The organism is Streptomyces pseudovenezuelae (assembly GCF_001513955.1).
GTDB lineage: Bacteria > Actinomycetota > Actinomycetes > Streptomycetales > Streptomycetaceae > Streptomyces > Streptomyces pseudovenezuelae.
Genome location: NZ_KQ948150.1, coordinates 201182 through 214812, shown reverse-complemented (window position 1 = coordinate 214812; position 13631 = coordinate 201182). Strand labels below are relative to the sequence as shown.

12 protein-coding genes are annotated in these 13631 nt (G+C 72.2%); 11 read left to right on the top strand and 1 reads right to left on the bottom strand.

Annotation, left to right across the window (positions count from 1 at the left end; genetic code table 11):
• The first annotated feature begins 227 nt into the window (after positions 1–227).
• The 4 genes from AQI94_RS29010 to AQI94_RS28995 all read left to right on the top strand — a co-directional run bounded on the left by AQI94_RS29010 (position 228) and on the right by AQI94_RS28995 (position 5563).
• Positions 228–848 (top strand): SRPBCC family protein, encoded by a 621-nt coding sequence (locus AQI94_RS29010; RefSeq protein ID WP_031058329.1) that lies wholly within the window; start codon positions 228–230, stop codon positions 846–848.
• 62 nt (positions 849–910) lie between these two features.
• A complete protein-coding gene (locus tag AQI94_RS29005; protein WP_062230020.1) occupies positions 911–3223 on the top strand; it encodes an FdhF/YdeP family oxidoreductase in 2313 nt (770 codons plus the stop codon).
• Between the two features lie 154 nt (positions 3224–3377).
• A complete protein-coding gene (locus tag AQI94_RS29000) occupies positions 3378–4445 on the top strand; it encodes a hypothetical protein (RefSeq protein ID WP_031058321.1) in 1068 nt (355 codons plus the stop codon).
• 2 nt (positions 4446–4447) lie between these two features.
• The gene (locus AQI94_RS28995; RefSeq protein WP_062230019.1) at positions 4448–5563 is read left to right on the top strand and encodes a hypothetical protein; all 1116 of its coding nucleotides are present in this window, start codon (positions 4448–4450) and stop codon (positions 5561–5563) included.
• A 315-nt stretch (positions 5564–5878) separates the two neighbouring features.
• On the opposite strand, the gene AQI94_RS28990 is transcribed toward AQI94_RS28995, so the two are convergent.
• Positions 5879–6313, bottom strand: coding sequence for a MarR family transcriptional regulator (locus AQI94_RS28990; RefSeq protein ID WP_031061847.1), 435 nt, complete (start codon positions 6311–6313; stop codon positions 5879–5881).
• A 183-nt stretch (positions 6314–6496) separates the two neighbouring features.
• On the opposite strand from AQI94_RS28990, the gene AQI94_RS28985 reads away from it, so the two are divergent.
• From AQI94_RS28985 to AQI94_RS28955, 7 genes are all read left to right on the top strand, one after another.
• Positions 6497–7669 carry a PP2C family protein-serine/threonine phosphatase gene (locus AQI94_RS28985; RefSeq protein ID WP_031061849.1) on the top strand — a complete coding sequence of 391 codons (1173 nt, stop codon included), beginning with the start codon at positions 6497–6499 and terminating at the stop codon, positions 7667–7669.
• Positions 7670–7794: 125 nt separating this feature from the next.
• Complete coding sequence (locus AQI94_RS28980) at positions 7795–8691, top strand: STAS domain-containing protein (protein WP_031061852.1); 897 nt, start codon at positions 7795–7797, stop codon at positions 8689–8691.
• Positions 8688–9119: an STAS domain-containing protein gene (locus AQI94_RS28975; protein ID WP_062230018.1), complete on the top strand. Its 432-nt coding sequence runs from the start codon at positions 8688–8690 to the stop codon at positions 9117–9119. Before AQI94_RS28980 ends, AQI94_RS28975 begins: the two co-directional genes overlap by 4 nt.
• Positions 9119–9562 carry an anti-sigma regulatory factor gene (locus AQI94_RS28970; RefSeq protein ID WP_078903011.1) on the top strand — a complete coding sequence of 148 codons (444 nt, stop codon included), beginning with the start codon at positions 9119–9121 and terminating at the stop codon, positions 9560–9562. Before AQI94_RS28975 ends, AQI94_RS28970 begins: the two co-directional genes overlap by 1 nt.
• On the top strand, positions 9559–10647 hold the full coding sequence (locus tag AQI94_RS28965; protein ID WP_037945502.1) for a SpoIIE family protein phosphatase: 1089 nt from the start codon (positions 9559–9561) through the stop codon (positions 10645–10647). Before AQI94_RS28970 ends, AQI94_RS28965 begins: the two co-directional genes overlap by 4 nt.
• Complete coding sequence (locus tag AQI94_RS28960) at positions 10631–12457, top strand: PP2C family protein-serine/threonine phosphatase (RefSeq protein ID WP_062230017.1); 1827 nt, start codon at positions 10631–10633, stop codon at positions 12455–12457. Before AQI94_RS28965 ends, AQI94_RS28960 begins: the two co-directional genes overlap by 17 nt.
• A complete protein-coding gene (locus AQI94_RS28955) occupies positions 12435–13622 on the top strand; it encodes a PP2C family protein-serine/threonine phosphatase (protein WP_031059899.1) in 1188 nt (395 codons plus the stop codon). The genes AQI94_RS28960 and AQI94_RS28955 overlap by 23 nt, the downstream gene beginning before the upstream one ends.
• Positions 13623–13631 lie beyond the last annotated feature (9 nt).

The following is a 13631-nucleotide window of genomic DNA, read 5'->3' as shown; positions in this document are numbered from 1 at the left end:
GGTCAGGCCCGAGCCAACACGGGGAAGTGCCCCTCGGCGAGCAGCCGGCTCGCGCTCGCGGGCCGCACCCGCAGCTCCCCCTCCGAGCCCCGCTCCCGGACCGAGCGGAACCTTGACGTATTGGGGCGACTCGAAAACCGCGATGTGGGAACCGGTAGAGAAGCCCTGACGCACGAAGGGGGCCGGGTGGCCGACGCCCCGGCGCCCTCACCGGAGGAGAGGCCACGATGGCGCGTGAACACGACTCCCGGCAGGCCGTCCCGAACACTCCGGGGATGCGCCCCGACAGCGACGGCGTCACCCGCCGTCGGCCGCTGCGACGGCGGCACGTCGAGGAGACGGTCGAGATCGCGGTGCCGGTGCGGACGGCGTACAACCAGTGGACGCAGTTCAAGACCTTTCCCCGGTTCTCCGGCGTGGTGCACGGCGTGGAGCAGGTCAGGCCCACCGTGACGGCCTGGACCATCGGCTACGGGCCGCTGCGCCGTCGCTTCGCGGTGGAGATCGTGGAGCAGGACCCGGACGCCTACCTGGCTTGGCGCGGCCTGGAGCAGCGTCCCTCCCATCAGGGCGAGGTGGAGTTCAGGCCGACGGCGTCGGGCGGCACGGCCGTCACCGTCCGGATGCTCCTGGAGCCGCGCGGGGCCGCGAGACGCCTCACCGGCTTTTCAAGGATCGCGAAGGTCACGGCCCGGCTGGTGCGCCGCGAGCTGGAGAACTTCAAGCGGTTCATCGAGGGGCTGGGCCAGGAGGGCGGGGCCTGGCGCGGCACCATCCGCAACGGCCGGGTGCAGCACGACCACCCGGAACCGCCGAGGAGCCGTGTGGCCCAGTGGCCCGTCGGCTGACCCCCGTCCGGACGCGGCAGGACGAAGCGGCGAGTGAGTCGCGGCGAGAGAAAGGCGATGCCATGCAGAACCCGCCCGGTGAGGAGCCGGAGACCACCCTCTCCGTGACACCGCCGAAGAAGTGGGCGGCCGGGGTCCCCGCGGTCGTGCACGCGCTGGAGTACTCCCTGGAGCAGACGTCCCCGCGCAGGACCGGCGTGGACCTGCTGGCCATGAACCAGGTGGGCGGGATCGACTGTCCCGGCTGCGCCTGGGCGGATCCGGCCCCGGGGCAGCGCCATCGCAACGAGTACTGCGAGAACGGCGCCAAGCACATCAACGACGAGGCCACGAAACGCCGGATCACCGCCGACTTCTTCCGCGAGCACAGCGTCTCCGACCTCGCCGCCCGCTCCGACATGTGGCTCAACCAGCAGGGCCGGCTCACCGAACCCATGATCAAACGGCAGGGCTCCGACCACTACGAGCCCATCGGCTGGAACGACGCCCTGGGCGTGCTCGCCGGGGAACTGACCTCGCTCGCCTCCCCCGACGAGGCCGTCTTCTACACCTCGGGCCGGGCCAGCAACGAGGCCGCCTTCGTCCTCCAGCTCTTCGCCCGCGCCTACGGCACCAACAACCTGCCCGACTGCAGCAACATGTGCCACGAGTCCAGCGGCGTCGCCCTGAGCGAGACGCTGGGCACCGGCAAGGGCACCGTCAGCCTCGACGACCTCCACCACGCCGACCTGATCTTCCTGGTCGGTCAGAACCCCGGCACCAACCATCCCCGCCAGCTCTCCGCCCTGGAGGAGGCCAAGCGCAACGGCGCCCGCATCGTGGCGGTCAACCCGCTCCCCGAGGCCGGGCTGCGCCGCTTCAAGAACCCGCAGAAGCCGAGCGGGGTCATCGGACGCGGCACCCAGATCGCCGACCGTTTCCTGCACATCAAGCCCGGCGGCGACCTCGCCCTCTTCCAGGCCCTCAACCGCCTGCTGCTGGAGGCGGAGGACGCCCGGCCCGGTACCGTCCTGGACCACGACTTCATCGACGCGCACACGGCCGGCTTCGAGGAGTTCGCCCAGCACGCGCGCACCACCGACTGGGACGACGTGCGCGCGGCGACCGGACTGACCCGCGAGGAGATCGAGAAGGTCCGCGACGAGGTCCTGCGCAGTGAACGCGTCATCGTCTGCTGGGCGATGGGCATCACGCAGCACAAGCACGGCGTGCCCACCATCCGGGAGATCGTCAACTTCATGATGCTGCGCGGCAACCTGGGGCGGGCCGGCACCGGCGTCTGCCCGGTGCGCGGGCACAGCAACGTCCAGGGCGACCGCACGATGGGCATCTGGGAGCAGATGCCGGACTCGTTCCTCGACGCGCTGCAGGAGGAGTTCGGCTTCGATCCGCCGCGTCCGCACGGGCTCGACTCGGTGAACGCGATCAAGGCGATGCGCGAGGGCCGCGTCAAGGTGTTCCTCGCCCTGGCCGGCAACTTCGTGCGCGCCGCTCCCGACAGCGAGGTCACCGAGGAGGCGATGCGTTCGTGCCGGCTGACCGCCCACATCTCCACCAAGCTGAACCGGTCGCACACCGTGTGCGGTGAGACGGCACTGATCCTGCGGACGCTCGGCCGTACCGAACGGGACGTCCAGGCCGACGGGGAGCCGTTCGTCACGGTGGAGAACTCCATGAGCGAGGTGCACACCTCCCAGGGGCGCCTCGAACCGGCTTCTCACCTGCTGCTCAGCGAGGTCGCCATCCTGTGCAGGCTCGCCCGCCGCACCCTGGCCGGCAAGCCGGACATCCCCTGGGACCGGTTCGAGGGGGACTACGACACGATCCGTGACCACATCTCCCGTATCGTGCCGGGATTCCACGACTTCAACGCTCGGGTGACGCGCCCGGTAGGCTTCCAGCTGCCCAACCCCGTCAACGAGGGCGTGTACAACACCTCGGTCGGCAAGGCCCTGTTCACCCGCAACGAGAGGGTGGTCCCGAAGGCGCCCGAGGGCCATCTGCTGTTGCAGACCCTGCGCTCGCACGACCAGTGGAACACCATCCCCTACACGCTGGACGACCGCTACCGCGGCATCCACGGCAGCCGGCACGTGGTGCTCGTCAACCCGGCCGACGTCGCCGGGCTCGGTCTCGCCCAGGGCGACCGCGTCGACCTGGTGAGCGTCTGGGCGGACGGCACCGAGCGCCGCGCCCGGAACTTCGAGGTCGTTCCCTACCCCGCCGCGCGGGGCTCCGCCGCCGCCTACTACCCCGAGACCAACGTCCTGGTGCCGCTGGACAGCGTCGCCGACATCAGCAACCAGCCCACGTCGAAGGGCATCGTCGTACGCCTGGAGCCCACATCGGACCGGGCGGCCCCCACCACCGCCTGACCGGAAGCACGTCGAGCACTTCGAGCCTCGCAGAGCGCTCTCGTCCCGCCAGGGCGACACCGTGTCCCCAGGCGTCACGATCGGCCGGATGCGGTCTGTCCACGGGTCGGCGACGGCCAATAACCTGTGCGGCCTGCGCGCTCTGGGAGGTCTCGTGAACGGTCTCCGTGCGGTCGTCGTCTGCCTGGTGATCGCGTGTGCCACGGTGGTGTCACCGGCAGCGGCCGAGACACCGGACCGGGTCGCGCCGCCGCGCTGGTCGGCGCTGCCGGTGCCGACGGCGGTCCCTCCCGTGACCGTGTCCGATCTCGCCGCGCGCGGGCCGGGCGAGGCCTGGGCGACCGGGTACGAGCAGGCCGCCGACGGACCGCAGCCGATGCTGTACCGCTGGAACGGCACGGCGTGGAGCCGGGACACCTCCTTTCCCGGCGCCGGGGAGCCGGGCTGGCTCGGCAGGGTGCAGTTCGTCGGGACGGACATGTGGATCCTCCACAACCGCGCGGGCGCGGGCGAGATCGTGCGCCGGTCGGCGGGAGGATGGAGTGCCGTCCCGCTGCCGCGGACCCTGTGGACCTACCAGGACTTCACCGCGGTGCCGGGGGCCGCGTGGGTGGTCGGTGAGGACGACACCGGGCTGAAGGTGCTGCACTACGACGGCTCCCGCTGGACCACGCAGGCCACCCCGGACGGTGTGCTGTACCTGATGGGGATCACCGCGCGTACCGCCACCGACGCCTGGGCCTGGGCCGACACCAGCACCGGGACAAGTATCCTGCGCTGGGACGGCTCGCCGTGGCGGGACGCGAAGGTGCCACTGCCGCCGGACAGCAATGTGCACACCCTCCTGCTGGAACCGGCCGGCCGGATCACGATCGGCGGCAGCCAGTACACCGACGGTGTCGCCCGCACCTACCTGACGACCTTCGACGGGCACGTCTGGCGCACCACCCATCCGCCGCTGGGCGACGCCTCCATGGAGGCCATGGTGCGCGGCCCGGACGGCGCGCTGTGGCTCCCCGTACGCAGCGACCGCGCCTTCCAGTCGAAGTACGCGCGGGTGGAGGGCGCCCGCACCACCTTCTCCTACGGCCCCGAGCGCACGGACGCGATCGACGTCAGACCACGGGCGCTGGCCAGGGCCGGAGCGGCTCTGCTGGCCTTCGGCACCGTCGAGATCTACGGCTCGAAACCGAACCTGATGAGTGAGCGGCTGGGAGGCTGACCATGCCACGCAGACTGCTCGTCGCGGCCCTCGCTGTCGTCCTGACCCTCCTCACCGCCCTGACGGCAGCGAGGGCCGCGACGGACCCCTCGTCCTGGCACCACGTGCCGGTCCCGGACCCGGTACGCCCCCAGGCCGCGCTGAACGAGGCCGTGGCGTTCGGCCCCGACCGGGCGTGGGCGGTGGGCGCCGACGCCGTCGGTCGCGAGGCGCCCGGTTTCCCGCTGGTGCTGCGCTGGGACGGAACCGCGTGGCACGACCAGATCCTGCCCGGGATCGGCTGGCAGGGTGAACTGCTGTCCGTCGCCGCGACCTCACCCACCGCGGTCTGGGCGGTCGGCCGTGACGCGGCGGGCGGCGCCCGCCTGCTCCGCTTCGACGGGACCGCCTGGTCCGCGAGCCGGCCGCCGGCCGGCGTGGCGCTGGCCCAGGTCGTCGCCGGCGGCGGTGAGGCCTGGCTGATCGGTTCGCGGGACGGCAACCAGGTCCTGCTGCGCCGGGACGGGAACCGCTGGCAGGAGGTGCCCGTGCCGCCGGGATCGGTGTACGGCCTGCACATCAAGGCCGCCGACGACGTCTGGGCGGCGGGCGCCACCGACTCGGGTGCGGCCGTCTCCCACTGGAACGGGCAGGCGTGGCAGCAGACGATCGTGGACGGCTTCCCGCGGTCGGCCGTGGGGAGTGTGCTGGCGGTCTCCGCGACCGAGGTGTGGGCGGGTGGCACGGCCGGGTTCGTCGGCGGCCCCCCGGGAAGGCCGATTCCCCCGCTGCTGGTCCGCTTCGACGGACAGACCTGGAACCGGGTGCCCGTGCCCGCCGACTTCGGTTCGGTCAGTTCGCTGGCGGCCTCCTCGTTGGGAGAGCTGGCCTGGGTCGCGGTCGCCCGCTCGCAGAAATGGGGCCCGCCGGGCAGCACCCCGCCCCTCGTCCCCGGGCCGGACTTCCTCGCCTGGAACGGGCAGTCGTTCACCGAGTACGGCGAACCGGCGGTGGCCGGAGAGGGAGAGTCCCGGACGCTGCGGCTGGCGCCGGTACCGGGCACGGAGACGGTGTGGTCGGTCGGCCGCGCCGACGGCCCCGAAGGCACGTTCGCCCCGCGCGTCCTGCGCTTCGGCTGAGAACCGCAACCGAAGCGGCGGTCCCAGGGGAAGAACAAGTGAGGGTTCCCCGGATGGCCGCGCCCATGCACGGTGTCCCTCGATCGAGAGACATACGGCACACCCCCCGCACAACTCGGCGCGACGGGGTAACCGAGTTCAGGTAAGGACGTCAGACGCACTGTTGCCGTTTGACAACAAATGCCGGCAAGCAACACTGTAGCCGCGTCGGCCGTATGGGGAAGGACCTGGAATGCTCCGGTGGGCGGAGACCACTCCGCGTGCTGGTCACGCGCGTAGAGAGATGACGAAGACGCCGACGGTGCGGTCGGCGGTTCAGGCGGTCCGGCTGCCCGAGCCCGCCGCGTCGTCCTGCGTCTGTGCCGCCGCGGCGGCACAGAACGCCTCCAGGCCTTCCAGCAGCGCGACCCGCTCGGCGGCGGACATGTCCGCCAGGACGGTCTGCAACTCCCTCTCCCTGCGGGCACGCAGGTCGACGAGGAAGGCACGACCCCGGCCACTGAGGTGCAGCCGCACCTCACGCCTGTTCTCCGCGCTCACGACCCGCTCGACGAACCCGGCCGCCACCAGCCGGTCGCACAGCCGACTGGTGGACGGCGGGGTCGAGGCCAGGGACTCGGCGAGGGTGCGCAGGTTGATGCCGTCGTGGTGCTCCAGGATGTACAGCACCCGAAGCTGCGACGCGGAGGTGGGCGCGGTCGAGGCCCGGCCCCAGACGACCTCCAGCAGCTCGACGGCCGTGGTGGTCACGCGGGCGACCTCATCAGGCTCTGAGCGGCGGAAGGCAGTCACGATCACACTCTCGCAGGCACTGGGGTGCCTGTCAGCGTACTAGGCGCATGCGCCTACCACACAGGACCGGGACGATCGCAGCGAGCCGACCCCACTAGTGAGCCCGTACGTCGTCCGGCGAAGGACAGGTGTTTTTCCCCTATGAAGAGATTTCTGGCCGCTGAACGCGCCTTGCGCACAGCGGCCCCCCACGAGTTGCTCGACGCCGTCCGCACGGTGCTGATCGAGCAGTACAGCGCTGAGGACGTAGAGCTGTTCATGGCCGACTACAGCCTGACGGTGCTCCAGCCGGTGTCGGTGCTGCCGCACACTCTGGAGCCGGTGTCGGTGCACAGCACTCCGGCCGGCCGGGCCTTCGGCTCGCAGAAGCCGTACCGGGAGGAGGAGCCCGACGGGCGGACGCGTCTGCATCTGCCGGTCAGCGTGCGCGGCGACCGCCTCGGCGTGCTGTCGGTGACCCTGTCCGACAGCGAGGCCACCCGGCGGTGGGAGTCCGAACTGACCGACGTCGCCGGCGTACTGGGACACGAGCTGGTCGTGGCGGAGCGCGACACCGACCTCTACCTCCAGGCGCGGCGCAAGGACCGGCTGACCCTGGCCGCCGAGATGCAGTGGCAACTGCTCCCCGGGCGCGCCTGCTCCCGCCCCGAGTACGAACTGGGGGCCCAGCTGGAGCCTGCCTACGCGATCTACGGCGACAACTTCGACTGGTCCGCCACCGCCGACCACCTGATGCTGTACGTCACCAACGGCATGGGCGAGGGCATAGAGGCGTCGCTGCTGACGAACCTGGCCATCAACGCGCTGCGCAACGCCCGGCGCGCCGGCCTGTCCATCGCCGACCAGGCGGCCCTGGCCGACCAGGCCGTCTACGCCCACTACCGGGGGCGCAGCTATCTGTCGGTCCTGATGTTCGACTTCGACCTGGCCACCGGCCGGGCCGGCGTCGTGGACGCCGGCTCCCCCCAGCTGCTGCGGCTGCGCGGCGGCACGGTGGAACGGGTCGACTTCGACGCCCAGCTTCCGCTGGGGATGTTCGAGGAGACCGACTACATCGCGCAGGACTTCCACGCGGAGCCCGGCGACCGGCTGATCTTCGTCAGCGACGGAGTCCACGCCGTGGCCTCCCCCAGGGGCGAGGCGTACGGGGAAGCGGCTCTCGCCCGGGCCATCCACTCCACGCGCCTGCTGCCCGCCGCTGAGGTGCCGCGCGCCATCCTGCGGGAGCTGACCGGCCACCGCGGTGAGGCGATCCCGGACGACGACGCGCTGATCGTGTGTCTGGACTGGCACGGCAGACCGCAGGCGGACTGAGCTGCGGGCGGCGGAGAGGGCATGTTGTCCGTCGCACACGTACACGTTAACGTTTGCCATGCGGCAATAATTGCCACGTGGCCTGACCGCTCGGCGGGCCGGACGGCCTCGCAGACAAGGAGACGATGCAGGTGGCGGAGCACGACACGGCCCCCGACACAGCGAAGGAGCTGGGCGCCTTCCTGGAGCGGCGCCGTGAGCAGATCGGCCAGCGATGGGCGGACGCCGCCCTGTTCCGCACCGTCTTCACCGTCTCCCGGGACGAGGCGGTCGAGGCGGGCAAGGCCGTCGTGGACGCCCTGGCCGACGTGGCCCGTTCCGGGCGGCTGGAGGATGTCGACGCTCCTGGTTTCGGCACTGTACGCGACCAGCTCGGCCGGATGGCCGCGGCCCGGGCCCGGGCCGGGTACACGCCCGTGCAGATCGCCGGCGAGGTCGCGGATCTGCGCGAGCCGGTGACCGCACTGCTGCAGACCGAGCTCCAGGACGCCGACGACGTGTGGGTCCACGCGTGCGCGCAGGCCCTGGCGGTGCTGACGGCCACGCTCCGCCTGGTGATCATGGAGACGACGGTGAGCGCGGGCGAGGAGCTCATCGAGCGCCAGCGTCAGCAGCTGCTCGAGGTGGCCACGCCGGTCATCAATCTGTGGGACGGCGTGGTGGCCGTACCGCTGATAGGGACACTGGACAGCGCCCGCAGCCAGGTGGTGATGGAGAGCCTGCTGGAGGCCATCGTGGACCAGCGGGCCGCGTACGCCATCCTCGACATCACCGGTGTGCCGACCGTGGACTCGCTCGTGGCCCAGCATCTGATGAAGACGGTCGCCGCGGCCCGCCTGATGGGCGCGGAGTGCATCGTCTCCGGCATCCGTCCCGCCATCGCGCAGACCATCGTCCACCTCGGCATCGACCTCGGATCGATCATCACGCGGGCCCGCCTCGCCGACGCGTTGGCGTACGCGCTCACCCAGCAGGGCATCGTCGTCTCCCCCCGCCCGGCGACGGGAGCGAGCCAGCGGTGACCGGCTTCGTCGCCAGACACTCCGGCCCGGGGCCGGGCCCGGTGCCGGTCCTGGCGCTGGGAGACGTCCTGCTGGTCACCCTGCAGGGCGAGCTGCACGACGGGGCGGCCGAACAGCTCCAGCACGACATCTCCCAGCGGATCGCCTCGAGTACCACGCCGGTGAACGGTGTCGTGATCGACATCTCCGGCGTGGAGATCGTCGACTCCTTCCTCGGCCGAGTCCTGGCCGAGATCGCCGCGAGCTCGCGCCTGCTGGCCGCGCGGACCGTACTGGCCGGCATGCGCCCGGCCGTGGCCATCACCCTCGTCGAGATGGGGCTCACCCTGCCCGGCCTGGGGACGGCCCTCGACGTCGAGAGAGCCCTGGCCCTGCTGGGCCGCGCACCCTCGGCTGCTCCGACCGCACACCCGGAAGAGGGTGCATGATGCATGCCCCCATCGTCTCGACCACGCGCGTGCCCATCGGCTCGGACGCCGACCTTGCCTGGGTACGCCAACAGGTGCGCCAGAGCGCTGCCGACCTCGGCTTCAACCTGGTCCAGCAGACGAAACTGGTGACCGCGGCCAGCGAACTGGCCCGCAACGCCCTCGTCCACGGCGGCGGCGGACACATGGAGATGACGGTGCTGGCGGAAGGCGCTCACCACGGACTGCGACTGTCCTTCGTCGACGCGGGCCCGGGCATCGGGGACGTCGATCTCGCCATGACCGACGGCTGGACCACCGGAAACGGCCTGGGCATGGGACTGAGCGGGGCCAAGCGGCTCGTCAGGGAGTTCGCTCTCGACAGCCGGCCCGGCGAGGGCACCACCGTCACCATCACCGACTGGGTCTCCGGACTGCCCGCGCCTCGCACAGGTGCGCCTTGAGCAGGGTGTGGGACGTCCCGGTCCAGGACAGCACCCGCGTGCGGGACGTACGCGTCGCCGCCGAGGCCGCCTGCGCCCACGCGGGGCTGGACGCCCATGCCACGGCCGTCGCGGCGCTGGTGGCCACCGAGCTGGGCACCAACCTCGTCAAGCACGCCGGGGGCGGCCGTGTCCTGGTCAATCTGGCCGCCCTCTCCGACACGTTCGCCGAGGACGTGCCCTGTGTGCAGATCGCCTCGGTCGACCACGGACCGGGCATCGACAACGTCCCCGCGGCGATGCGGGACGGCCACACGACCGCCGCCTCCTCCTCCCTCGGTGCGGGACTGGGCACCTGCCGGCGCATCTCCAGCGAGTTCGACCTGCACAGCAGACCGGGCCAGGGCACCGTCGCGGTGGCACGCATCACCCCGGCGAGAGCGCCGGGCGGCCCTCACCCCAGGGACGTGAGTTCCCGTCCCGGCACCCGGGCCGGGGGCATCACGACCTCCCTCGCCCACGCCGAGCAGTCCGGGGACGCCTTCAGCCGGGTGCGCTCCGGTGCCCGCGTCACGCTGATGCTGGTGGACGGGCTCGGCCACGGGGACAAGGCAGCCGACGCGTCCACCGCCGCCGTGGAAGAACTGCGCCGGTGCGCCGATCTGCCCCCGGCCGAGATCCTGCGACGGCTGCACACCGCGCTGCGGGCCACGCGCGGTGCGGCCGTCGGCGTCGCCCAACTGGACGAGGACACCGCAATGCTCACGTTCGCCGGGGTGGGCAACATCGGCGCCAGACTGCGCACCGGCGGCGCGTGGCAGCCCCTCATCTCGCACCCCGGAATCGTCGGCGCCCACTTCCCCGCCACCGTGCCCCTGCGCGAGAGCGCCTGGACGCCGGACAGTCTGCTCGTCCTGCACAGCGACGGGCTCCCCAGCCGCTGGGTGCCCCCCGACGACCCCCGGCTCGGCGCCCACGACCCGGCCGTGGTGGCCGCTGTCGTCCTCAGGGACGCCGGCAGCGCCGCCCGGCCCCTGCGCGACGACGCCAGTGTGGCCGTACTGGCCCCAGAACCCCGGACGGATCCGCATGACCGCACCCCCTGACGTCTGGAACATCGCGTCGGTCGCCGACGCCGCCCGGGCCCGGGCCGCCGTCGACCGCATCACCACGGACGGCGGGACGCCGACGCTGGAACGGGCCCGCTTCCTGACGGCGCTGACGGCACGCCTGCGCCACTGCCTCAGCCTCGGCGGTACGTGGGAACTCCGGCTGCACGTCCTGCAGTCCGCCGAAACAGGTCAGCCCGCCTGTCTTGAGGCGTCGCTGAACCCCGCCGGCGACGGCGAGCCGGGCCCGCGGGACGACAACGGGGAAGCGCCCTCGCTCACCTGCTCCCTGCCGCATCTGCCCGCCCGAAAAGGGCGCCGGGCCGCCGCCTCGGTGCCGCACGCCCTGCTGGCCGCGGACGAGCACACGGCGGCGGTACTGAGCCTCCTCGACGAGCAGGAGGCCCTGGTCCGGCTGCACCGGGAGGAACTGCACCACACCAACCAGGGCGTTCTGGCCCTGCACGCCGACCTGGAGGCCGCGGCACGGGCCCAGCGCGAGCTCCTCGAAGCCGAGCGGACCGCACGCACCGCGGCGGAACGCGCCCGGCGCCTGCTGACCTTCCTCGGTGACGCCAGCGCCGCCATCACGTCGTCCCTCAGCCACACGGCCATCCTGCGCCGCCTCTCCGACATGCTGGTACCGGAGTACGCGGAGCGCCTCGACGTCTGGCTCTTCGACGAGGAGGAGTACGAGGACCACGGCGACGAGCCCGCACACCGCGTCCCGGAGCACTCGGCGGCCGCCGTGGCCGCCGCCCGCACGGGACGCCCCCAGCACGCCGCCGCCCACCCCGGCACCCTCCCCGGCGTCGACGACCTCCCGCCCTCCGCCCTGTCCCCTGCGCGGCCGCTGCTGGCCATCCCCCTGGTCGCACAGCGCCTGCTGGGCGTCCTCACCCTCACCGCCCCGGGCCCCCGCTTCGACGAGGACACCTCCGTGATGCTGGTCGAACTGGCCCGCCGCGTAGGGGTCGCCCTCGACCACGCCCATCGCTACCAGCAGTCCCGCAACACCGCCGAAGCCCTGCAGCGCGCCCAGCTCACCGACCTGCCCACCCCGCCGGGCGTGCTGCTCGCCGCGCGCTACCTCCCCGCCACCTGGGGCATGAACATCGGCGGCGACTGGTACGACGCCTTCCTCCAGCCCGACGGCAGTCTGCTGGCCGTCATAGGGGATGTCACCGGCCACGGGCTGCACGCCGCCGTCGTCATGGGGCAGTTGCGCACGGCCCTGCGCGCCTACGCCGTCGAGAACGCCGGCCCCGGCGAGATCCTCACCCGGCTGCACCGCATGCTCGGGCATCTCCAGCCGGACCTGTACGCCACCGCGCTGATCGCCCGCTTCCGGCCGGGCGAACCCGAGGTGCTCTGGGCCTCGGCCGGTCACCCGCCCGCCGTCGTGCGCGCCGCCGACGGCACCGTACGGGTCCTGGAGGCCAAGCCCGGCGTGATGCTGGGGATCCCGATGCCCTACGTGTACAAGGATCACCGGGCCGACCTGCCCCCCGGCTCGTCCCTCGTGCTCTACACCGACGGCCTGGTCGAACGGCGGGGGCAGGGCATCGACCCCGGTATCGGCCGGCTGGCCCGCGCCCTGGAGACGTTGGGCACCCCCGAGCTGGAACAGGACCTGGACGCCGCCGCGGACGCCCTGCTCAAGCCCCTGCTGTACGACTCCGAACGGGACGACGACGTCTGCCTCCTGCTGTGCCACACCGTGGCCCCGACGGCCTCTGACAGCCCGCCCGCTCGCGGTAGCGTGAAGGACACACGGCGAGAGGGTGGATTCCGTGAAAGCCTCTGATCCGCAGCCGTCCGCGGAGGCCCAACTCCGCTCGGCCGCACCGTACGCGCTGGTCGCCACCGCCCGCCGTCTGCTCGCCGACCGGACGGGCGCCCAGGAGGTGGTGCTCCTCCTCGCCGACTACGGCCTGGACGTCCTGCAACCGGTGACGCACCTGCCGCACACCGGTCCCCCGGTCTCCGCCCATGAAGGGCCCCCGGGCAGCGCCTTCTTCACCCAGAAACCGGTACTCGAGGTCCTCCACGACCCGGCGGGCAACCTGGTCCATCTGCCCATCACCGTGCGCGGCGACCGTCTCGGTGTCCTGTCCGTGAGGCTGCCCGCAGGGGCCGTCGACCCGCACACCGTGCTCCAGCTCGGCGACTTCGCCACGGCACTCGGCCACGAGGTCACCACCGCCGACCGCGACACCGACCTCTACCTCCAGGCCCGCCGCACCCGCCGGCTGACCCTCGCCGCCGAGATGCAGTGGCAGCTCCTGCCCGGCCGGGGCTGCGCCCGCGAGGAGTACGTCATCGGCGCGCACCTCGAACCCGCCTACTCCATCGGCGGGGACACCTTCGACTGGTCCACCGGCGCCGACCAGCTGTTCCTCAGCGTGACCGACGGAATGGGACAGGGCATCGACGCCTCCCTGCTCGCCGGCCTCACGACCGGCGCCCTGCGCAACGCCCGCCGCGCCGGCATAAGCCTCGCCGACCAGGCATACCTAGCCGACCAGGCGGTCTACTCCCAGTACGGCGGCAAGGCGTACGCCTCCACCCTGCTGCTGCGCTTCGAGCTGGCCACGGGCATCGTGCAGGCCGTCGACGCGGGCTCGCCCCAACTGTTCCAGCAGCGCGGCGGCCGTACCGAGCGGGTCGAGCTGGAGGCGCAGATGCCGCTCGGCATGTTCGAGGAGACCCTCTACACGGAGCAGACCTTCCAGGTCGAGCCCGGCGACCGGCTCATCGCGGTCAGCAGCGGGGTCCACAGCACCCGCTCCGCGACGGGTGACCTCTTCGGCGAGCGGGTCCTGCGCCAGGTGCTCGGCGCCACCCGTTCCGCGGCGCCGCACGAGGCGGCGCGCGCGGTCGTCGCCGGGCTGATCGAGCACTACGGCAGCAAGGAGCTGCTGTCGGACGCCGCCGTGGTCTGCCTCGACTGGCACGGCCGCCAGATCTGACCGTCCCGC